At 60.5% G+C, this 20,181-nt stretch carries 18 protein-coding genes and 2 tRNA genes; 5 read left to right on the top strand and 15 right to left on the bottom strand.

What is annotated here, in order from left to right; all coding sequences use genetic code 11:
• Window positions 1–32 precede the first annotated feature (32 nt).
• The 4 genes from G3256_RS04045 to G3256_RS04030 all read right to left on the bottom strand — a co-directional run bounded on the left by G3256_RS04045 (window position 33) and on the right by G3256_RS04030 (window position 3,639).
• Window positions 33–1,433: an RtcB family protein gene (locus tag G3256_RS04045; protein ID WP_169639606.1), complete on the bottom strand. Its 1,401-nt coding sequence runs from the start codon at window positions 1,431–1,433 to the stop codon at window positions 33–35.
• 273 nt (window positions 1,434–1,706) lie between these two features.
• A tRNA-Gln gene (locus tag G3256_RS04040) sits at window positions 1,707–1,782 on the bottom strand.
• 80 nt (window positions 1,783–1,862) lie between these two features.
• Window positions 1,863–1,925, bottom strand: a tRNA-Ser gene (locus G3256_RS04035).
• A 157-nt stretch (window positions 1,926–2,082) separates the two neighbouring features.
• Window positions 2,083–3,639 (bottom strand): RNA-binding protein, encoded by a 1,557-nt coding sequence (locus tag G3256_RS04030; RefSeq protein WP_169639605.1) that lies wholly within the window; start codon window positions 3,637–3,639, stop codon window positions 2,083–2,085.
• 172 nt (window positions 3,640–3,811) lie between these two features.
• Between G3256_RS04030 and rtcR the strand changes: the two genes are divergently transcribed.
• Complete coding sequence (gene rtcR, locus G3256_RS04025) at window positions 3,812–5,386, top strand: RNA repair transcriptional activator RtcR (RefSeq protein WP_169639604.1); 1,575 nt, start codon at window positions 3,812–3,814, stop codon at window positions 5,384–5,386.
• A gap of 7 nt (window positions 5,387–5,393) precedes the next feature.
• On the opposite strand, the gene urtE is transcribed toward rtcR, so the two are convergent.
• From urtE to urtA, 5 genes are all read right to left on the bottom strand, one after another.
• Complete coding sequence (urtE, locus tag G3256_RS04020) at window positions 5,394–6,089, bottom strand: urea ABC transporter ATP-binding subunit UrtE (RefSeq protein ID WP_169639603.1); 696 nt, start codon at window positions 6,087–6,089, stop codon at window positions 5,394–5,396.
• Window positions 6,082–6,831 carry an urea ABC transporter ATP-binding protein UrtD gene (gene urtD / locus G3256_RS04015; protein WP_169639602.1) on the bottom strand — a complete coding sequence of 250 codons (750 nt, stop codon included), beginning with the start codon at window positions 6,829–6,831 and terminating at the stop codon, window positions 6,082–6,084. Before urtD ends, urtE begins: the two co-directional genes overlap by 8 nt.
• Complete coding sequence (urtC, locus tag G3256_RS04010; protein WP_169639601.1) at window positions 6,828–7,994, bottom strand: urea ABC transporter permease subunit UrtC; 1,167 nt, start codon at window positions 7,992–7,994, stop codon at window positions 6,828–6,830. Before urtC ends, urtD begins: the two co-directional genes overlap by 4 nt.
• A 4-nt stretch (window positions 7,995–7,998) precedes the next feature.
• Window positions 7,999–9,930, bottom strand: coding sequence for an urea ABC transporter permease subunit UrtB (gene urtB / locus G3256_RS04005; protein WP_169639600.1), 1,932 nt, complete (start codon window positions 9,928–9,930; stop codon window positions 7,999–8,001).
• Window positions 9,931–10,001: 71 nt separating this feature from the next.
• Window positions 10,002–11,288, bottom strand: a complete 1,287-nt coding sequence (gene urtA / locus G3256_RS04000) for an urea ABC transporter substrate-binding protein (RefSeq protein ID WP_169639599.1) — start codon at window positions 11,286–11,288, stop codon at window positions 10,002–10,004.
• Window positions 11,289–11,733: 445 nt separating this feature from the next.
• On the opposite strand from urtA, the gene G3256_RS03995 reads away from it, so the two are divergent.
• Window positions 11,734–12,225 carry a CIA30 family protein gene (locus G3256_RS03995; RefSeq protein WP_169639598.1) on the top strand — a complete coding sequence of 164 codons (492 nt, stop codon included), beginning with the start codon at window positions 11,734–11,736 and terminating at the stop codon, window positions 12,223–12,225.
• Window positions 12,226–12,347: 122 nt separating this feature from the next.
• The gene (locus tag G3256_RS03990; RefSeq protein WP_206040790.1) at window positions 12,348–13,142 is read left to right on the top strand and encodes an aspartate dehydrogenase; all 795 of its coding nucleotides are present in this window, start codon (window positions 12,348–12,350) and stop codon (window positions 13,140–13,142) included.
• A gap of 7 nt (window positions 13,143–13,149) precedes the next feature.
• Here the strand turns inward: G3256_RS03990 and G3256_RS03985 are convergent, their stop codons facing one another.
• From G3256_RS03985 to G3256_RS03965, 5 genes are all read right to left on the bottom strand, one after another.
• Window positions 13,150–13,917 carry a hydroxypyruvate isomerase family protein gene (locus tag G3256_RS03985; protein ID WP_169639597.1) on the bottom strand — a complete coding sequence of 256 codons (768 nt, stop codon included), beginning with the start codon at window positions 13,915–13,917 and terminating at the stop codon, window positions 13,150–13,152.
• Complete coding sequence (gene otnC, locus G3256_RS03980) at window positions 13,914–14,564, bottom strand: 3-oxo-tetronate 4-phosphate decarboxylase (RefSeq protein ID WP_169639596.1); 651 nt, start codon at window positions 14,562–14,564, stop codon at window positions 13,914–13,916. Before otnC ends, G3256_RS03985 begins: the two co-directional genes overlap by 4 nt.
• An 85-nt stretch (window positions 14,565–14,649) precedes the next feature.
• Complete coding sequence (locus tag G3256_RS03975) at window positions 14,650–15,336, bottom strand: GntR family transcriptional regulator (RefSeq protein WP_246227766.1); 687 nt, start codon at window positions 15,334–15,336, stop codon at window positions 14,650–14,652.
• Entirely contained in the window at window positions 15,333–16,352 is a 1,020-nt protein-coding gene (locus G3256_RS03970) for a Gfo/Idh/MocA family protein (RefSeq protein ID WP_169639595.1), read from the bottom strand. The genes G3256_RS03975 and G3256_RS03970 overlap by 4 nt, the downstream gene beginning before the upstream one ends.
• On the bottom strand, window positions 16,349–17,434 hold the full coding sequence (locus G3256_RS03965; protein ID WP_169639594.1) for an isocitrate/isopropylmalate dehydrogenase family protein: 1,086 nt from the start codon (window positions 17,432–17,434) through the stop codon (window positions 16,349–16,351). The genes G3256_RS03970 and G3256_RS03965 overlap by 4 nt, the downstream gene beginning before the upstream one ends.
• Before the next feature lie 167 nt (window positions 17,435–17,601).
• Here G3256_RS03965 and G3256_RS03960 point away from each other — a divergent pair, with 167 nt between their 5' ends.
• Together G3256_RS03960 and G3256_RS03955 are read left to right on the top strand one after the other, a co-directional pair.
• Entirely contained in the window at window positions 17,602–17,892 is a 291-nt protein-coding gene (locus tag G3256_RS03960) for a putative quinol monooxygenase (RefSeq protein WP_169639593.1), read from the top strand.
• Complete coding sequence (locus G3256_RS03955; RefSeq protein WP_169639592.1) at window positions 17,889–18,686, top strand: N-acyl homoserine lactonase family protein; 798 nt, start codon at window positions 17,889–17,891, stop codon at window positions 18,684–18,686. The genes G3256_RS03960 and G3256_RS03955 overlap by 4 nt, the downstream gene beginning before the upstream one ends.
• Before the next feature lie 2 nt (window positions 18,687–18,688).
• Here G3256_RS03955 and G3256_RS03950 read toward each other — a convergent pair whose 3' ends face one another.
• Window positions 18,689–20,068: an MFS transporter gene (locus G3256_RS03950; RefSeq protein ID WP_169639591.1), complete on the bottom strand. Its 1,380-nt coding sequence runs from the start codon at window positions 20,066–20,068 to the stop codon at window positions 18,689–18,691.
• Window positions 20,069–20,181: the final 113 nt, after the last annotated feature.

Genomic DNA, 20,181 nt, shown 5'->3' with positions numbered 1-20,181 from the left:
AGAGCCCGCACCAGAAAGATGCGGGCCTTCGTTTATCTGCGGCGCCTTTTCTTGCGCTCCATCCAGAAAGGCGGGATATCGCCGGCCATCATACACCCGTAAGGGTCGATGTAATCCTCGATATCCGCCAGACCGAATTTGTCGATCTGCGCCACCACCGACGCCGCGTCTTTATAAGACGAAGGCAGCTCCGAGGCATCGATACCGCCTGCGGGAAAGCGGATATCAAGCCCTGCGGTCTCCGCCTCCAGCGCCTGCTGCGCTGTGACATCGCCCATGCGCCGCTTGTGCTCGGAGCGCGAGAAGTTGCGCCCCGCGCCATGCGGCGAGAACCCCAACCCGTGATCGGCATCCTTGCCACGCACGACAAGAACCGGCTCAGACATATTGAGCGGAATCAGCGTCAGCCCCGTCGCATCCTGAGCGTAATCACCCCAGGCGGGGGTTGCCCCCTTGCCGTGAAAATACAGGTCATCGCGGCGGAAGACGAAGTTGTGCTCATTCCAGAACCGCTCTCCTGGCTGCGCCTTTGCACCCTCCACCGTCGCCTGATGCAGCGCGTTGTGGTTGGCTTTGGTCCACTTGCGGATGAGCTGCAGTGCCGCCCAGTAGTCACGGCCCTCCTGAGTATCCGCCGGAATCCAGGCATTTTGCTTCAGCGTGTCGGGCGAGAGTTCTCTGCGGAACCGCTCGGCCACCTGCATTCCCAGCTTATAGAGCACCGCCCCCGGCCCGCGTGAGCCGTGGTGGGTAATCATCGCCGTCCGACCGGTCGCGCGCGACCGCCCGACAAACAGAAAATGGTTGCCGTCACCCTGGGTGCCCAGATGTTCCACCGCCATGCGCAGGATTTTCGGGTTGTTCAGAAACGGGTTCTCCCGAAACGCATCCATCAGCTTTTGCGACAGCGTATAACGCCGCCCGTTCGCCCGCCCGCCGGGACCGAAATGCGTGATCTGTTCAGCAGCATCCAGCACCGCTTTCGGATCGGCATTGCCCATATCGGTCATCATCACCGAACAGCAGATGTCGGCCGAATGCATGCCCGGATGGATCGCGTTACGCGCCGCCACCACACCGCCCACAGGGATCGTACCCACCGGCCCTGCCGGACAGGCGTCCGGCATCACGGCCGCCGACACCACGGTCGGCGTGCGCATCACCGCCATCATCGTCTCGCGCACCTGGCCGAGGTTTTTCACCTCGTCAGGGTCGTCCGACGCCTCAATGTTGAAATGAAACGGCACATCGCCCGCGTTTTGCAACGGCGTGACAGGGGCGGGTTTCAGCACCTCAATCCGATCCCGGATCGCGCTCAGGTCATCGCCTGCCGCCGCGGCAGCCTGCGCCATTTCCAGCGCCTGCCCAAAGGCCCTGCCGGGCAGGTGCCCCCAGGATTTCAGTGTATCGGATGTAATCTGTGTTTCAGTCATAATCTTTACCTTCAGTTTAAAAACAGGGCCCGAACAAGGCGGTGCCAGGATGATTTTTCGCCACCGGCATGCGCCGGACCGGATTCGAACCGGCATGGCACCCCGTTCGGGATGCCCCTCCCCGTGACAGGGAGGGCGTGTACCCTGTAATCCTAGCGGGCATTTCAGGCCCCGGGTCCGGGGGACAAGTCAGTCGTGAGATGCCTTTCGGCGACCGGTTCAAACGATGTAATCCCACGGGCATTCCCCCGGATGTTTTCCTTTCTTTGTGTCTGGCTGGAAGGGCAGAGTTCGAACCTGCAGCCCCTGATACCAAAAACCAGTGCTCTGCCGGTTGAGCTACCTTCCACCGTGGGTTCCGGCGACAAGGGAACGGTGAAACATCTGTGCTCTGCCTGACTGAGCTACGCAGACTGCAACAGGAAGCACAGCCCACGGCAGGATTCGAACCCGCGACACCAATATTAACAATGTAGTTCCACCAGCATTCGCCGGATCCTTGTTCAGACCCCGGCGACAAAGGGTCGATGAAACTTCCGTGCTCTGTCTTTTGAGCCACACCGCTGATGCGGTGGCAGGATTTCTACCTGCATCCCGGGCATTTGAAGCTGTAGTTCCATCGGCATTCGCCGGGGTCGTTTTTCCTTTCTTACAGTTCTGTCTCATTGATCCGGCCGACCCAGTGGGCCGCCCCGAGTGTTCCCGCAGCAAATGCCGCGATCTGGTCAAAGACCGTGTCCGAAAACCCGCCGATGTTCAGCACGTCCTCACGCTCCGGCGCCTGCGTCGTCCCGTAAGGGGCGATATCGATGCACACGAGCCGGGCATTTGCATTGCGCCGCTTCAGCACCTCCCATCTCTGCATCATCAAAGTGCCCCGGTTACCGGCCTGAGCATGAGCCCAGGACTGATTATCAGAGACCATGATCACCAGATCAGGGTTGCGCCCGCGTTCCAGCAGCCAGTCGAGCGGTGCGGCACAGTTCGTCCCGCCGCCCCACTCATCCGCCAGGCGTGCAGCGTTCGTCAGGATCGTGTCCCGCGGCTCAAGACGCGTATCACGCACCGTCAGCTCAAAAGGCAGCACAGTGGCGGACGGATTCCGGCGCAGGATCGCAGCAGCCACAAGGGCCGCGACATCTACAAACCGCGTCGCTGTGGTGGCCCCTTTACGGTAACCAGTCACAGCGCCCGACATCGACCCGGAGACATCCGGGCAGATAACCACCTGCCCCGGCAGCACCGGCACATTGGCAACTGACAGCTCCATCGCATCGTGCAGTGCCTCTCGGATCTCCTCAGGGATCTCCGGCGACAGGGCCTGATACGCTGTCATCAGCTGGTACGGGAAAACCCGTGCCTTTGCGATCAGTGCAGGATCCCGCAGCCGTGCGGCCACAAGACGCCGTATGTTGCGCATCTCCAGAACCCCGTGACGCTGAAACGTGTTCAGGTTCATCCGGGTCATCTGCCAGGACGCGTTTTTTGCGATCTGTCCCCAGTGTTTCGGGGTCAGAGGCAGTTGCGTCAGCATCTGAAACGGCACATCCGGCACGGCCCCCCTGCCGGTCTCTTTGAACCACAGGTAATCCTGCAGCTGAGACGGCAGAAGAGCGACGTCACACGGCTTTCCGATAATCCAGGCAAAAAGCGCTTCACGCGCCGGTGATGCCGGTTTCGGGTGCACCATCTTAATGACATCCGCCAGCGAGGGGTCGTTGCCGACGTTCGCCTGCAAAAGCGCCCGGTCGGACGCCTCATTGAGCCAAACAGATACCATCCGCTTCGGCGCAGAGCCGAGCGATTTTCGCCCCGTCTGACCCGACCGCATGATCTGCACGAAGGTTCGCAGCATCCTGCCATTGTCCACGACACGGCCGAAGGCCGCGCAGAAGAGCACCGGATCACGCCCCGCCAGAGCTGCCAGCAGAAACGCCGGCATATCCTTCATATGCCCGTTTTTGCGGACATAAATGGCGGTTTTCGCGAGGAAGGATGCATCCACCCGGTTTGCAAGCGCAAGCGTGCGGCTCAGCTCCTGCATCGGATCCTGATAGAATGTTTCGCCGAAGGTACCGGTCATTGCGACCTGCGCCAGGGCATGTGCATCGGTCAGCGTATAGGCCGGCGCTCCCGCAGCGTTGAGCGTATCAGCTGCGGGCAGCAACCGGCCTTTGATCGATGCAAACACGGATTTGTTTGCCATTTCTCTCTTCCTTCTCTTCTGGTGCAGCCTTTCTGCCTGCGCTGAGCCCCCCGGCACAGAAAAAAGAAAAATCGCCCAGGTACTTGGAATCATGAGAAAATCAGAAGTGTTTCCAATAAAGATACAGTTTTTCTTATTTACTTTTATATATTTTTATCTGATTTTCTCGTACATGAAGAAAAACGTGGTGCTTGGCTTTCTCGGGACGAATCTCGACGCAGGAAAAAGACGTCGGTGGAGACCCTCTGTGCAGATCTGCCAGCACCCGGATTTTCCGATCGACCGGCTGGAGCTGATCTACAGCCGCCGGTGGCAGGGGCTGGCCGAAAAAGTAAAATCCGACATAAACGCGGCCAGCCCCGGCACCGAAGTCCTGCTGCAGCTTATCAATGTGCGCGACCCCTGGGATTTTGAGGAAGTTTACGGCGCGATGTTCGATTTCGCGCGCGGCTACGGCTTTGATGAAGAACGCGAAGACTATCATGTGCACCTGACCACCGGCACCCATGTGGCACAGATCTGCTGGTTCCTGCTGACCGAGGCGCGGCACGTTCCGGCGAGGCTGGTGCAGACCGGACCGCCGCGTGGCGAAGACCCGGGACCCGGATCCTATCAGATCGTCGATCTGGATCTGTCGCGCTACAACCTTCTGCAGCAGCGTTTTGACACGGTCTCGCGGGAATACAGCACACTCCTGAAAGGCGGCGTCGAGACACGCAACGAGGCGTTCAACGCCATGATTGACCGCATGGAAGTGGTGACCTCCGGTTCCGACGCGCCTTTGCTGCTGATGGGCCCGACAGGCACCGGGAAATCGGATCTGGCGGCCCGGCTCTACGAGCTCAAGCTGCAACGCCGTCGCATCAAGGGGCGTCTGGTGCACGTCAACTGCTCGACCCTGCGCGGGGAACGCGCCATGTCCACGCTCTTCGGGCATCGGCGACAGGCGGGTGCGGGCGGAGTTTCTGACAGGCGGGGGCTCTTGCAGGAAGCCGATGGCGGAGTGCTTTTCCTTGATGAAATCGACGAACTTGGTCTCGATGAACAGGCGATGATCCTGCACGCTGTCGAAACCGGAAAATATCTCCCGCTGGGCTCTGACTACGAGGTGACCAGCCGTTTCCACCTGATTGCGGGATCAGGTCAGGACCTGGCAGAAAGCGTGGCTGCGGGCCGGTTCCGCGCCGACCTTTTTGCACGTCTGAACCTCTGGACTTTCCGCCTGCCGGCGCTACACGACCGGCCCGAAGATATCGAACCCAACATCGTGCATGAGCTTGACCGGGTGGAGAAGCTGCTGGGCACCCGCATATCTTTCAACGCCGATGCCCATGCGCGATATCTTCGCTTTGCGACCGATCCCGGCACACTCTGGCCGGGAAATTTCCGCGATCTCGGCGCTTCAGTGCAACGGCTTTGTACTCTTGCGCCGCGCGGGCGGATCACCACCCGGATGGTCGATGAGGAAATCGTGACCCTGAAAACCACATGGGCTGTTGCAGGTGCCGACCCGGATATGCAGTTGCTGACCGATCATCTGGGTGCGCAGGCGCAGGACATTGACGCCTTTGACCGGGTTCAGCTTGCCACAGTCATCCGCACCTGCCGTCAGAGCGCCAGCCTCAGTGCCGCGGGGCGCACGCTTTTCGCGGCCTCGCGTGCTGCAAAAAAGAGCCGCAACGATGCGGACAGACTGCGTAAATATCTTGAAAAGTTCGGTCTGGACTGGGCGCAGTGCCGATCCTGATGGCCGCCTAAAGCGCCAGATCCTCCAGCAGCCCCGCATTTGAATAGGCGGTCTTTTCAACCGACCGGGTTACATGGCCGCGGCGGATGTGCACGAACCGGTCGGCAAAGCGCCAGGCGAAATCCGCGTTCTGCTCCACCAGCACAATCGCCATCTCACCCTTGTCGCGCAGGTGCCGGATCGTATGCCCGATCTGCTGGATAATATTGGGCTGGATGCCTTCTGTGGGCTCATCTAACAAAAGCACTTTCGGTCGGGTGATCAGAGCGCGCGCTATCGCAAGCTGCTGTTGCTGGCCGCCGGACAGGTCGCCCCCGCGCCGCCCTGCCATCTCGCGCAGCACCGGGAAGAGCTCAAAAATCTCGTCCGGCACGCCATGCGCCTCGCGAGGCAGGCAGGCAAAGCCGGTCTCGAGGTTTTCCATGACGCTCATCATCGGGAAAACCTCGCGCCCCTGCGGTACATAGGCCACACCCGCGCGCGCCGCCTCAAAGGCGGTCGGATGGTTCAGCACCTGCCCCCCCACCCGGATTTCACCGACAAAATACCCGTGCCGGCCGGAGATGGCTTTGAGCAGGCTGGTTTTGCCCACCCCGTTCATGCCCATTACGGCGGTGACCTCACCCTGCCCGGCCGTCAGCGACACCTCATGCAGGATCTGGCTCTGCCCGTATTTCAGCGAAAGATCCTTTGCCTCAAGCATCGGAGCGCCCGAGATAGACGTCGATCACCGTCTTGTCGCTGGTCACATGATCAAGGCTGCCTTCGGCCAGAACCGATCCTTCGTGCAGAACCGTCACCTTGCAGTTCAACCGCCGCACAAACTCCATATCATGCTCCACCACAACCACGGCGCGCGTTTCGGCCGCGCGTTTGAGAATATCGGTGGTCTTCTCACGCTCCTCGACTGTCATGCCCGCTGCCGGCTCATCGACAAGCAGCAGGCGCGGATCCTGGGCCAGCAGCATGCCAATCTCAAGCCACTGCTTCTGCCCGTGACTGAGCTCCCCGGCGGTGCGTGTAAGCTGATCCGACAGTCCGGTTTCTTCTGCGATTTCCTCGATGCGCGCGGCGTTCTGCGCAGTCTTGCGATGCAGGATCACAGCGAAAGGCCCACGCGGATTTTTCAGGGCCATTGCAAGGTTCCGGCGCACTGTCTGATCCTCGAACACAGTGGGTTTCTGAAACTTGCGCCCGATACCCTCCTGTGCGATCTGGCTTTCTGAAAGACCGAGCAGAGAGATATTCCGTTCGCCCCAGATCACCCTCCCTTCGTCGGGTCTGGTCTTGCCGGTCACGATATCCATGAAGGTCGTCTTACCCGCGCCATTCGGCCCGATGATGGCGCGCAGCTCTGCCTCGGCGAACTGTACCGACAGGTTGTTGATCGCGCGGAACCCGTCGAAGGTGACGGAGACGCCGGAAACCTCGAGCAGTGTTGTCATTGCTGCTTCCTCACCAGGTAATCAAAAAGTCCGCCGATGCCTTTGGGGAAAAAGAGCGTGACCGCGACAAAAGACAGCCCCAGCAGCACCAGCCACCAGTCCGTCCACTGAATGGTGTAGAACCCCAGATTGATGTCGGGCGCACCGCCCCCGGTGAACCAGCTCGACAACAGCGAGACCACCGCGGCCCCGATCACCGCACCATAAAGCCGCCCGCGGCCGCCGATCGCCACCCAGACCGCGAGGTAAATCGAGGCGATGGGCGCGATCTCGCCGGGGTTGATGATCCCGGCCTGCGGGTAATAGAGCGCGCCCGCGATGCCGGAAATGATTGCCGTGACGGTGAAAATCAGCAGTTTGTAGCTCTCGACGTTGTAGCCAAGGAACCGGACGCGCGCCTCGTTATCGCGAATGCCTTTGACCACGCTGCCCATTTTACCCGACACGAGCCAGGCAAAGAACACGTACCCCGTTCCGAGGGCGAAAGCCGAGGCCAGAAAGAAAACGATCGAGATCGTGGCCTGTGGCGTGCTCTCATAACCGGGGATGTTCTGCAGACCCGAGAGACCGTTGTTGCCGCGCAAACCGCTGTCGTTCTGAAAGAGATAAAGGGCAAGCGCCAGGGTCATCGCCTGGGTGAGGATCGACAGATAGACACCCGTGACTCGGCTCCGGAAAGCAAGCCAGCCAAAGACCAGCGCCAGCAGGCCGGGCACCACAACCACCATCGCAAGCTGCAGAAAGAGGCTGTCGGCAAAGGCCCAGATCATCGGGAACTCAGAGCTGCCCACTACGCCGAAAATCTGATTTCCGATGGCATCCGAGATTTCCTGCGGTGTCGGCGGGATAACCTGTGACGCGAGGCTTTCGAGCACAATGGCTTCGGTGCGTGCATACATCAGCCACATCCCGATGGCATAGCCACCGATCCCGAAAAAGGCGAAATGGCCGAGGCTGAGGATGCCGCAGTAGCCCCAGACCACGTCCATCGCCACCGCGATCAGGCACAGGCACAGCGTCTTGCCCAGCGTTTTGACAAAGGATGTCGATATCACGGCGACGCCGCCGGCCTCGGACAGCACCACCACGCCAAGGGTGAAACCCGAGAGGGCCAGCAGGAACCACAGAACGGAAGGGTTTTCAGCAATGAAGGATTTGCGCATGTGGTCAGTCCGCCGCCGCCCGGCCTTTTAGTGCGACAATGCCGCGTGGCCTGAACTGAATGAAGAGAATGATGAAAAGGATCATATAGGTTTGGGCCGCCAGCGTATTGGCCGGGTTGAACCACTCAATGCCCTTCTGCAGGAAGCCGATGAGCGACGCACCCGCAAGCGTGCCCCAGACATTGCCCACGCCGCCCACCACGACGGTCATGAAGCTCTGCACGATATAGTCGGCACCCATTTCGGAGGTGACCTTGGCGTAAAGTCCGATGGCCACACCGGCGATGCCCGCGATGCCGGATCCAAAGCCAAAGGTCAGCATATTAATCCGCTCGGGGTTGATGCCCATTGAGGCGGCCATGCCGGGGTTCTGCGTTACTGCGCGCACCTCAAGACCCAGGCGCGTCTTTTTCAGCACGAAGAGGATCAGCGCCAGAAAGACCAGCGCCAGCACGAAGATCGCGATGCGGATATAGCTGATCTGGATCACGTCGGAGATGATCCAGGCACCATCCAGCCAGCCGGGAGAGGTCAGCGGTCGCGCCTGTGTACCGAAGATATTTTTGGCCAGCTGCTGCAGCGCGATGGATATCCCGAAGGTGGCGAGCAGGGTTTCAAGCGGGCGGTGATAGAGATGCCGGATCACCAGCCGCTCCATGGTGACGCCCGCCCCGAAAGTGAGCGCAAAGGCCAGCGGCAGCGCCACAAGGATCGAGATCGTATAATCCTGGATGAAAAGCTGCACGACGTAGCCGGTATAGGCCCCCATCATGATAAACTCGCCGTGGGCCATGTTGATCACGCCCATCACGCCGAAGGTGATCGCGAGCCCGATGGCCGCGAGAAAGTAAATCGAGGCCAGCGACAGCGCATCGAGTGCCAGATCGGCGGTCTGCGCGACGGCCACGCGCTGTTCCACGGAGGTCAGTGCGGCGCGGGCGGCATCGGTAACCTGGCTGTCTGTTTCGGCGTACCGGTCATAAAACCTGTGCGCGGCGAGCGCTGCATCCCGCGCGGCAGTCGTCACGAAAGGCGGTACTGTTCCGGCATCGGCCAGCTCGGTATAGGCACGTTCCCGCGCGGCATCGGTGCCGAGTTGAGCCACGGGCACGGTTCCCACCCGGCCGTCACTGATGTTCCCCTCAAGTGCGGCGCGGATGTCGTCGGCCGAGACACGCGCCTGCGCCAGACCTTCTTCGACAAGGCGTGCGTAAAACACTTCGGGATCCTCAGAGGCGTCCTTTATCATAGCCACGTTTCCTTCCGGCTCGCCTGCCGTGATGAAGGATCGGGTGCTCAGAATCCGGTTAAGCACCGAGCGCGCCTCGACAGACGTATCAGAAGACAGGCTTTCGATCGCAGCAATGCGTTCATCCGTGCTGTCGGAAAACTGTGCCGAGAGGAAAACGGCGAGCTGTTCTTTTCGGGCACGGATCACCGGGTCAGGGTCATTTTCAATCGATGCCTGCAGCGGTTCCAGCTGTTCTGCGGACGGGCTGCGCCCGATGGCTTCCACAGCAGAACGTCGCCGGTCGGGATCAGGATCACTCAGCTGGAACTGCACGAGGGTTGTGCCGATAACACGGCGCACGCCGCCGTTGGGTTTGAGCTGTGTAAAGCCGTCTTTCTCAGCCGCGGAGACGGCACCGGTATCTATGTCGGTGAGCTGAAGCGTGTCGCCCTGCGCCTCACCAAAGAAAAAGAGACCCTCGGGGTCTTTCCAGACGCCCTTATCCGACCAACGTTCCAGAAACACCGGCAGGCCCTCCACACCAGAGGCTGCAAGCACTTCGAGTACCTCACCGACAGAGCGGCGCGACGGGCTGGTAATTTCGTCTGCATTCTGCTGCAGCAGGGTCTGAAGGTCCTGCGCTGCGGCCTGATGTGGTACGAACGGCCACAAAAAGACAAGAAGCGCTAAGCAAAGGCGGCGCATAGTGAACTTTCAGTATTCAGGTATTCAAAGTGAGGGCGCAGCGCCTGAGCACCGCGCCCCCGGGGAGAGCATCAGTAGTTGGATGTCAGCTGGACGCAGGTCTTGGTCTCGGTGTTGTACATACCGCATCCAAGTTCTTTCCAGTCAGAGGTCAGCTTGGCGGATTCCGGCAGGAAGTCCGTCCAGGCGTCACCATCGACCTCAGAGGTCTTGCTGATGATATCGAACTGACCATCAGCCGTGATTTCGCCGATCAGCACCGGCTTGGCCAGGTGGTGGTTCGGCAGCATCACCGCTGTTCCGCCGGTCAGGTTCGGAAATTCCTGACCGTACATCGCGTCGCGCACAGCATCGACCTCCGTGGATCCTGCGGCCTCAACCGCGTTTACCCACATGTTAAAGCCGATGTAATGGGCTTCCATCGGATCGTTGGTCACACGATCAGCACCGGCAAACTCTTTCCATGCATCAATAAATTCTGCATTTGCATCCGTTTCGGCGGACTGGAAATAGTTCCAGGCGGCGAGGTGGCCCACAAGGTTCGACGTGTCGAGACCGGAAAGCTCTTCTTCACCCACCGAGAACGCGACGACGGGAATGTCATCTGCCGACACGCCGGCGGCTGCCAGTTCTTTGTAAAAGCCGATATTCGCATCGCCGTTGATCGTGGAGATCACGCCAACCTGCTTGCCGTCCTCGCCCAGAGCCACAACATCTGCCACGATCGTGGCCCAGTCGGAATGACCGAAAGGCGTGTAGTTCACAAAGATATCGTCCGAGGCGATGCCGTTGTCCTGAAGATACTGCTCAAGGATATTGTTCGTGGTGCGCGGGTACACGTAGTCAGTACCGAGCAGCGCAAATTTTTCGACACCAAGCTCCTCGAGGAAGTAATCAACGGCAGGGATCGCCTGCTGGTTGGGTGCCGCGCCAGTATAAAAGACGTTTTTGGAGCTTTCCTCGCCCTCATACTGAACCGGGTAAAAGAGCAGACCGTTCAGTTCTTCGATGACCGGCAGCACAGATTTGCGCGACACGGACGTCCAGTTGCCAAAGATGACATCGACCTCATGTACAGTCAGCAGTTCGCGGGCTTTTTCAGCAAAAAGCGGCCAGTCGGACGCAGGATCGACAACCACGGCCTCGATCTGACAGTCCAGCACGCCACCGGCTGCGTTCTGCTTTTCGATCAGCATCAGCATCGTGTCTTTGAGAGTTGTTTCAGAGATCGCCATGGTACCCGACAGCGAATGCAGAACTCCGACTTTTACGGGATCTGCGCATTCAGCGCCGGCAATCGCCGCAGAGGCAAAAAGTGCCGCAGCAGCACAGGAAGTTGTTTTCAGTTTTTGAGCCATTTCAGTGGTCCCCGGTTATTTGCGGTCCGCATGACGTTTAAGCTTATGCTTTCGCCAGAGGTTCAAAGAATGTAGATACGACCCGCAGCAGTGATGTTGCCGTCGCGCGAGGGGAAGTATCTGCCAGGATCGCCCTTCGCGTGACATTCAGCCCTTTCAGGCACGAAACACTCTGACTCTGTCGCGGGGCCGGGTCGCGGAACTCTCGCTGGCTAACCCCTGATTAACCGTGACACTGCCTCTTTGAGCAGCCATTCCCCGTTGGTTGCCCAAAATTAAGGCAGCCAGAGCACGTATTCCGGCCCTCCCCGGTGGGAATCCTGACCCGGCGGCCCATCTTAAGGCGCAGATACTGAATAAAGCGGCGACCCTTTATTGCGTGGATTCGCAACCACGCTCCGGTAACACATGACCCGAGGCGCACAATCACCGGAGCAGTGAAAGCATGACAACGGCACAGCACGAAGCTATTCTCCCCGCCTCTGAGTGGGAACTTGTCACCGATGGCGTGATGGGCGGTGTCTCGCGCGGCGCGCTGACGCGCAGTGTTGAGGACGGCATCGAGGTTGCCCGGCTTACCGGCGATGTCTCGCTCGACAACAATGGCGGATTTCTTCAGATGGCCACGGACATAGACCGCGCCGCGGTTACCGGACAGGACATCCGGGGCATTGAGCTCAGTGTCCGGGGCAACGACGAGGAATATGAGATCCGCCTGCGCACCGACCGGCTGAACCGGCCATGGCAGTCTTTTCGCACGATCTTCACTGCGACGCCGGAATGGCAGACCCTGCGCATCGGATTTGATGCTTTCGAGCCTCACAGGACGGATGCGCCGTTCCACCCCGCAGAAATCAGGCGCATCGGAATACTGGCTGTCGGCCGTTCGTTCCGCGCTGATATCGCGCTGCGCGAGGTTCGGTTCTTCGGCCCTTAGGGCGAGAACAGAGACCGGGGCGCACAGGAAAAAGGTGCTCGCAAATCGCAGTTCCCGGTGTCAGGTTTCAGGTACCCGCCCGCCGGGTATATTCTCTGGGTGATCCACAGAAAGGAACCGCGATGAGAATCGCTCTGATCGGCTATGGCGCAATCGCGCGCGCAGTACACACCGGGCTGCGTACGGACGCGCAGGCTCTGATCCGCCAGGTGCTTGTCCGCGAGACCCGTTGCGCGGCAATTCGGCAGGCGACCGGTGATGATGTCGGGGTGATCAGCTCTGTGGACGCGCTGCACACGGACACCCGGTTTGTGCTGGAATGTGCGGGGCACGAGGCGGTGCGCGCCTATGGCGCCGAAATTCTCGCGCGCGGTATATCGCTTGGTATTGTTTCGGTCGGGGTGCTCGCCGACGACGAACTGCATGAGGCACTGCGCAGGGCCGCAGCTGGCAGCGGCGCCCAACTCGTCATCCTGCCCGGCGCGATCGGCGGCACAGACGCAATCGCAGCAGCGGGCCCGGAAAATCTGACGATGGTTACCTATACCGGACGTAAACCGCCCATGGCCTGGGCCGGATCACCCGCCGAAGATCAGTTTGATCTGGCAGGTATTACCGAACCCACCGTGCTGTTTTCCGGCACCGCGCGCGAGGCTGCGCGACAGTACCCGAAGAATGCAAATGTCGTGGCGACGGTGGCGCTGGCCGGGAGGGGATTTGACGACACGAAAGTATCGCTGGTGGCTGACCCCGGAGCAAACGGCAACACCCATGAAATCGCAGCGCGTGGTCCGCTGCTCGATTTTTCCTTTACCACAGGCGGCAGGCCGCTGGCCGCAAACCCCCGCACCTCAGCACTTACGGCCATGAGTGCCGTACGCACCCTGCGCAATCTGACCGGAACTGTGGTGGTCTGAGCAGCGCTCAGCCTGCGAAACGCTTCATCCAGCCAAGCGTGCTGTCGGTGGGCGCGGTTGATTTATACTCGGCGCCCAGGGGCGCGTCGTATCCCAGAGCCGCCAGATGCTCAAAGATATGATGATAATTCACCTCTCCGCGATCCGGCGTTCCCCGGTCAGGGACCGAAGCGAACTGCACATGACCGATCAGCGGCAACAGGCTGCTCAGCCGGTGGCTCAGATCGCCCTCAATCAGCTGGATATGATAGCAGTCAAACATCAGCTTCAGATTTGGGGCACCTATTTTCCGGATCAAAGAGCGTGCCTGGCCTGTGGACGCCAGAAAATACCCGGGCGCATCATAGGGGTTCAGCGGTTCAATCAGAATAGTGATGCCATGCGGCTCAGCCGCAGCGCAGGCGTATTCAAGCGCTTTGACAAACACCGCTTCCGCCTCGGGCCCGGTCGCGAAACCGGCCATGACATGGATCGCACCTGCATCAATCGCTGCTCCATAGGCCACCGCCTGATCAATCGCCGCCCGCGCTTCCTCCTCACGCCCCGGCAGCGCAGACAGCCCGTTTTCACCCGCCGCCACATCGCCGCGCACCGTGTTGATCCCCAGCATCTGCAGGCCGGTTTCCCCGAGTGACTCCGCAACACCGGCAGCATCGAACGCATAGGGCCAGTGACATTCCACAGCGTCGAAACCCGCAGCACCTGCCGCCCGGATCGCATCAGGTAAAGGCAGGTCATTCCACAGAAAGCCCAGGTTCGCAGAAAACTTCGTCATGTATCCCATTCCACATCAAAGCGCGTCACCAGATTGTTCACCTGCTCGGGCGTCAGCATCTGCGCATCGTATCCGCGCATCAGGACTGCCAGCCGCGCTGTATCCTCAAGCTCTTCGATGGCATTGCAGGCGGCCTCGGCATCTTTGCCCGCGACCACCGGTCCGTGATTGGCCAGCATCACCGCCGAACGCCTGCCGGCCAGCCCGCGCACCGCCTCGCCCATCGCCGGATCGCCCGGCATATAAAACGGCAGCAGTTTCACCTTTCCCAGCTTCATGATCGCATAAGGGGTGAGCGGCGGCAGGAAATTATCCGCATCCAGACCGGGCATCATCGACCAGGCCACCGAATGACAGGCATGCAGATGCACCACAGCGCCCGCGCTGCTGCGGGTATCGTAAAAGGCGCTGTGCAGCGGCATCTCTTTGGTCGGCGGATCGCCATCTGTCAGCCTGCCCTGCGCATCAAAACGGCTGAGACGTGCCGGATCGAGACGACCGAAACTGGTACCCGTAGGCGAGACCAGCAGGCCACCATCTTCTGTGCGCGCAGAGATATTGCCGGTGCTCCCACCGGTCAGTCCCCGATCAAACATCGACTTTGCCAGCAGACATATCGTTTCACGCAGGCGGGTCTCGGCACTCATCAACGGGATGTCTCTTTTTGCGGTTGTCACGGCATCCTGTCATGTCTCTGTTGCAAACGACAGCCCCGCAAACAGGCGTGTGTGCCTAAAGCTGATGCAGATGGTGCCGGCGCAACAGACCGATCAGCATGTCGCGCGCATGGGTGCGATGCGCGTGATGAATGCGGCCGGCTGTTTCGGCGTCGCCGGCGCGGATCGCCGCCAGAACGGCTTCGTGATCGTCGCGCGATTTGACCGGCACCGGCCGGATATAGAGCGTCATCGCCCGGGCGCGGCGCACCTGGTCGGCCATCATCGCCTGGATGGCTCCGATACGGCGGTTGCCGCCCAGGCGGACAAGCTCGCAATGAAACTCATCGTCGGCGGCGGCCCAGGCCTCGCGGTCCTCTGCCTCTAGTGCCCGCGCCATATCGCGGATGCTTTTTTCCAGCCCGCGCAGATCTTCCGCGCCATATCCGCGTGCCGCGGCATCCCGGGCCGCAAGCGCTTCAAGCTCCGTCAGGATATCATAGATCTCGCGCATATCGCTGACAGAGACCGGCAGGATGCGGATACCGCGGCGCGGGCGCACTTCCACGAGGCCCTGCCCTTCGAGCATCAGTGCCGCTTCGCGGACAGGGGTGCGCGACATGCCCAGACGGTCGGCCAGTTCGGTTTCAAGATGATCAGATCCGGGTGCAAGTTCCCCGGAAAAAATCAGGCGCCGCAACTCGCCCACCGCCCGATAGCTGTTGGATTTTTCGCGAAAATCTCCGGAGGGGCCAGATATCACAGCGCGATCTTTCCCCTGGTTTCAGCTGAGCGGTAAATCGCGTCACGCACACGCAGGACCGTGAGATAATCCCGCGCTGTGTTTTCCGGGGTCGTGTCGCTGCACAGCGCATCAATGACGTGCTGCTGCAGAAACCGCACACAATCACCGCCAAATCCGTCCCAGGGATCGGCAGGCGAGATCGTCAGTTCACCGGTCGCGCCGAAGGCGCGGAAGGTCACGCTGCCGTCTCCATGCAGGGCAAGCGTTCCATCGGTACCTTCGAAAAGCCCCTCACCCATCGTACGGCGCAGGTTGTCGGCGGCGTGATCAGCCAGCCGGTTGCCATCAAAGACCGCGCGCACCCCGTTCGGGTGATCAAAGAGAACAAAGCCCGCATCCTCGCCCGCAATGACAGGATTGATCCTGCGCAGATCGGCATAGACCGCGCAGGGGTCTCCGAAGAGAAAACGAAAGGTATCAATCCAGTGTACGCCGGTTTCATGGACCAGAAACTGGGGCATTTCCTGAAAATAGGGCTGCCGGTCGAGATAGGCCTCAGGCCCCTGCCCGTCACCGGGTCTGAGCCGGAATGTGGCCTGCAACGGTATGCCGATGCGCCCGGCGGCGATCTCGTCACGGATCACCCGGTACCACGGCATGAAGCGGAAATTCTCGTGCACCACCAGCAAAGCCCCGGCAGCTTCGGCCTCGGCGGTAACGGTTTCTGCCTCGGCCAGATCTCGGCAGAACGGCTTTTGCGAGATGATGCTCCGGACGCCGGCCCTGAGTGCTGTGCGCACAGCACCGGCGTGGGCAACGGGCGGCAGGATTATGTCCAGCAGGTCGGGGCTGGTTGCGTCCAGCATCTCTTCAAGGGACGCAAAGGCAGGCAGGCCGGTGGCTCTCGCCGCTTCTGTATTGCGGTCCGCAGCGCCCACCAGCTGCACCCCGTCGATGCGCGCCCAGGCGTCATAGTGAAACTGGCTGAAATATCCCGCTCCGAGGCAGGCCACGCGCACGTGTCCGGCAGTCACAGTCCAAGCTCCTGCAAAACAGCCGATGCGGCCTCTTCAGTGCCGGCGGTACCGCCCAGATCGGACGTCAGCACCTCACCCCGCCGGATGACGGCCTCGACCGCTTCACGTAACCGCGTCCCGTCTGCGACAAGCGACCGGTTGTCGTGCCTGAGCCCGAGCCAGTCCAGCATCATCGCTGCTGACAGGATCATTGCCATGGGGTTGGCGCGCCCCTGACCTGCGATATCAGGAGCGGACCCGTGACAGGGCTGAAAGACCGCATGATCAGCCCCGATATCAGCGGAAGGTGCCACGCCGAGCCCGCCCATAAGACCCGCGCCGAGATCGGACAGGATGTCACCAAACATGTTTTCAGTGACCAGCACGTCAAAATCCCAGGGTTTCAGCACAAACCAGAGCGCCGTCGCATCCACATAGGCGTGATCCGACGCCAGGTCAGGGTGGTTCGCCGCCTCTGCATCAAAGAGCGCGCGGAAGAAGGCAAAGGCCCGGAAAACATTGGCTTTGTCCACGCAGGTCACCCGCCCCGGGCCACGGCCGGCGTCTTTCCTTTCACGCGCCAGACCAAAGGCAAAGCGGAACAGTTTTTCGGATATGTCACGCGTAATCAGCAGCGTTTCACGCGCCTCGTTTTCGCTGACCTCGCCGCGACCCTGGGTGTGGAAAAGACCTTCGGTGCTTTCGCGGATCAGCACAAAGTCCACCTCTTTGCCCTCCGGCAGGTTCAGCGGCGTTTTCTGTCCCGGAAAAATCCGCACCGGGCGCACTCCGGCAAAGAGCGTAAGCGCCTTGCGCAGATCAATCTGCGGTGAGATTTCGGTGCCGTCGGGATAACGCACAGAGGGCAGCCCCATCGCTGACAGCAAAATCGCATCCGCCGCCCGCGCAGCAGCCATTGACGCTTCGGGCAGTGACTCGCCGGTCTGAGCGTAATGCGCGGCTCCTGCAGGCACGTCTTTGAACCGCAGACCGTATCCGCCGGCCTTTGCCAGCCGCGTCAGAATATCGACCGTCGGCCGGGTGATTTCAGGGCCGATCCCGTCACCGTTAAAAACGGCAATTTCAAAACTGTCTTTCATCTGCGCTTCTTCTCCTGCTTCGCCGGCCAAGATCACGACGAATAATGCCTCTTTAATGTATGCATTAAAAAATGCAATAAGGAACTGAATTGGAATTGAGCGGATCATATGGTCTGCTTACACGCGCGATGCCCGCACATGCACCGGGCGCATAATAAAGGTCTGTCATGTTTGCAGTCGTTGTCACCTTCACCCTGAAACCCGGATGCATGCAGGAATTTCTGCCCCTGATGCAGGACAATGCGCAGACATCGCGGCGCGATGAACCGGGCTGCCGACAGTTCGATATCGCAACCGACCCCGCGCGCCCCGACGAAGTCTTTCTATATGAACTCTACACCGGTGAGGACGCATTCACCGCACATCTCGGCACTGCGCATTTCACGACCTTCACAGCAAAGACCGATACGATGATCGCCGACAAATCCGTCCTGACATATGAGAGTGTGCATCAATGAGCCTCTGGGAAGTCCATGCGGTCAAATACGCCGACCGGAACAGCCGGACCCGGCGCGACAGTTTCATTTTTGACGATAACCACGATGCCCCCCACGCGATGGATTATTTCATGTGGGTCCTGCGACGCGACGGCGAAGTGATCCTCGTGGATACAGGGTATGACACAGCCGAGGCCAGGGCACGCGACCGCCCGATCCGCACCGAACCCGGAGCGGCGCTGGCACCTCTGGGCATCCGCCCCGAAGATGTCACCGAGCTTATCGTCACGCATCTGCATTATGATCACGCGGGCGGGTTGCATCTCTTTCCTAATGCGCGACTGCATCTGCAGGCGGCCGAAATGGCCTATGCCACCGGTCCGTGCATGTGTCACGATACCCTTAGCATGCCTTATACCGCAGGCCATATATGTGAGGCGGTGACACGGCTTTACTCCGGTAAAGTCACGTTCTACGACGGCGACGCGGAAATCCGCGACGGGGTGTCGGTACACTGCATCGGCGGACACAGCCGCGGGCTGCAGGCGGTACGCGTACGTACCAGTGCCGGCTGGCTGGTGCTGGCCTCGGATGCCGCGCATTATTATGAGAACGTCTTCAGCCGGAAACCTTTCCCGATCGTAGTGGATCTGCAGAATATGCTGGACGGGTTTGACCGGCTGAAAGCACTGGCCTCATCGCCCGATCTTATTGTGCCCGGGCACGACCCGCTGGTCACAAAGGTTTACCCGCCCGGCGCAGCAGGGCACATCTGGCGCCTTGATCACGGACCGGTGGGAAAAGTGCCGCACTGACATCAGGGTTTGTCTTTGCCGCCGCCGGCATCCGGCTCCGGCGTCGGCCCGGGATCATCTGAACCGGTTTCCTGTGGTTCGTCACCCGCCGCCGGACCGCCGTCTGCTGACGGAGAAACAGCGGGCGCCTCTGCTTCCGTTGGCACATCAGCACTGCCGCCGCTGGAAAACGCTGCGGTCTCAGGGGTAAGCGCCTTGCCCGGCGGGGCCATGACAAAGCTGCCTTTCTCTTCGTCCGTGGGCGGCGCGCTGACGGAAATCCGCCAGACCGCATAGGCCAGCATCAGAGTATGGGCGCCCACCGTTGTCATAAAGAGCCCGGAGGCCCCGACCGATGACATACCGAGGCCCGCAATCAGCGGACCGGCAATCGAGCCGATGCCAAAAATCAGCAGCAGCCCGCCACTGGTCTGAATGCCACTGCCCTCTGCGGCGTGGTCGTTGGCATGCGCCAGCACAACAGGATACATCGCGAAAATCGCAGCCCCGAAGACAGAGGCCAGGATCAGGTTCGCCATCCGCCCCTCCGGCGCCAGCAGAATAAACGCAAGATCCGCAACCAGTGCCAGAAAGGTGATCCCCACGAGAACCCGGCGCCGGTCCATCCGGTCGGAGAGATAGCCCACCGGGATCTGCGCCACGGCACCGGCAAGAATGGGTACCGAGGCGAAGAACGCCACAGCGTTCAGCGTCAGCCCGATACGGTCCGCATAAACCGCTGCCAGAGTGCCGAAGGCACTGTTGGAAACACCGATCAGCAGGATCGCTACGACAGCGACCGGAGAGTTGCGCCACAACGCCCGGACATCAAGCCGGACTTTAACAAGCGGCTTGGGGCTGGTGCTTGAGGTGATCGCGACCGGCACGAGAGCCAGGCAATAGAAAACGGCGCCGGTCACAAAAAAGAAATAGCCGTCTGTAGGGGCCAGCGTCAGCGCCATTTGTCCGGCGGTCGAGGCCACCAGATTAACCATCGTGTACGCGCCGAAAACCCTGCCACGGCTTTTCGCATCCGTCCGCTCACTGAGCCAGCTTTCGACTATCATCGCGGCACCGGCGAAACAAAAGCCCGACAGCGCCCGAAGCGGGATCCAGGCTGGCGGCATCAGCAGAATGAGCGACAACAGGATCGCAACCGCAGCCAGCGCCGCCATGATGGTAAACGCGCGGATGTGCCCCACTCTGCCCACCAGAACAGGGGTCAGAATACACCCCGCAACATAGCCTATCGCCCAGCCCGTTCCGAGAAGCCCTAAAGAAAATGCACTGAACCCTTCGGCCGTCCCGCGCACCGGCAGGATCAGACTGTTGGTTCCGCCGGCAAAGAGTAAGAGCGCAGAACCAAGCAGGAGGGCGCTGATAGGCAGCAGGTTTTTAATCATTGCCGCAGACTTGCACAGATTGATCCTGATGGCACCGGGAAATACCGCCGTGCCGACAGGTTTTCGCACGAGCACGGCGCGCTGATCTGCCCAAAAAGCAGGCAGTTTGTACC

Origin of the sequence: Roseobacter ponti (assembly GCF_012932215.1) — a bacterium.
Taxonomy (GTDB): domain Bacteria; phylum Pseudomonadota; class Alphaproteobacteria; order Rhodobacterales; family Rhodobacteraceae; genus Roseobacter; species Roseobacter ponti.
This window is presented reverse-complemented; position numbering and strand designations above follow the sequence as displayed.

Coding starts and splice junctions, on each gene's coding strand:
- G3256_RS03960 (WP_169639593.1), top strand. CDS start 17,602: ATGTTTGCAGTCGTTGTCACCTTCACCCTGAAACCCGGATGCATGCAG.
- G3256_RS03955 (WP_169639592.1), top strand. CDS start 17,889: ATGAGCCTCTGGGAAGTCCATGCGGTCAAATACGCCGACCGGAACAGC.
- urtD (WP_169639602.1), bottom strand. CDS start 6,831: ATGACAACACTGCTCGAGGTTTCCGGCGTCTCCGTCACCTTCGACGGG.
- urtA (WP_169639599.1), bottom strand. CDS start 11,288: ATGGCTCAAAAACTGAAAACAACTTCCTGTGCTGCTGCGGCACTTTTT.
- G3256_RS03965 (WP_169639594.1), bottom strand. CDS start 17,434: ATGAAAGACAGTTTTGAAATTGCCGTTTTTAACGGTGACGGGATCGGC.
- G3256_RS04030 (WP_169639605.1), bottom strand. CDS start 3,639: ATGGCAAACAAATCCGTGTTTGCATCGATCAAAGGCCGGTTGCTGCCC.
- G3256_RS03985 (WP_169639597.1), bottom strand. CDS start 13,917: ATGACGAAGTTTTCTGCGAACCTGGGCTTTCTGTGGAATGACCTGCCT.
- rtcR (WP_169639604.1), top strand. CDS start 3,812: ATGAAGAAAAACGTGGTGCTTGGCTTTCTCGGGACGAATCTCGACGCA.
- G3256_RS04045 (WP_169639606.1), bottom strand. CDS start 1,433: ATGACTGAAACACAGATTACATCCGATACACTGAAATCCTGGGGGCAC.
- otnC (WP_169639596.1), bottom strand. CDS start 14,564: ATGAGTGCCGAGACCCGCCTGCGTGAAACGATATGTCTGCTGGCAAAG.
- G3256_RS03995 (WP_169639598.1), top strand. CDS start 11,734: ATGACAACGGCACAGCACGAAGCTATTCTCCCCGCCTCTGAGTGGGAA.
- G3256_RS03990 (WP_206040790.1), top strand. CDS start 12,348: ATGAGAATCGCTCTGATCGGCTATGGCGCAATCGCGCGCGCAGTACAC.
- G3256_RS03950 (WP_169639591.1), bottom strand. CDS start 20,068: ATGATTAAAAACCTGCTGCCTATCAGCGCCCTCCTGCTTGGTTCTGCG.
- urtB (WP_169639600.1), bottom strand. CDS start 9,930: ATGCGCCGCCTTTGCTTAGCGCTTCTTGTCTTTTTGTGGCCGTTCGTA.
- urtC (WP_169639601.1), bottom strand. CDS start 7,994: ATGCGCAAATCCTTCATTGCTGAAAACCCTTCCGTTCTGTGGTTCCTG.
- urtE (WP_169639603.1), bottom strand. CDS start 6,089: ATGCTTGAGGCAAAGGATCTTTCGCTGAAATACGGGCAGAGCCAGATC.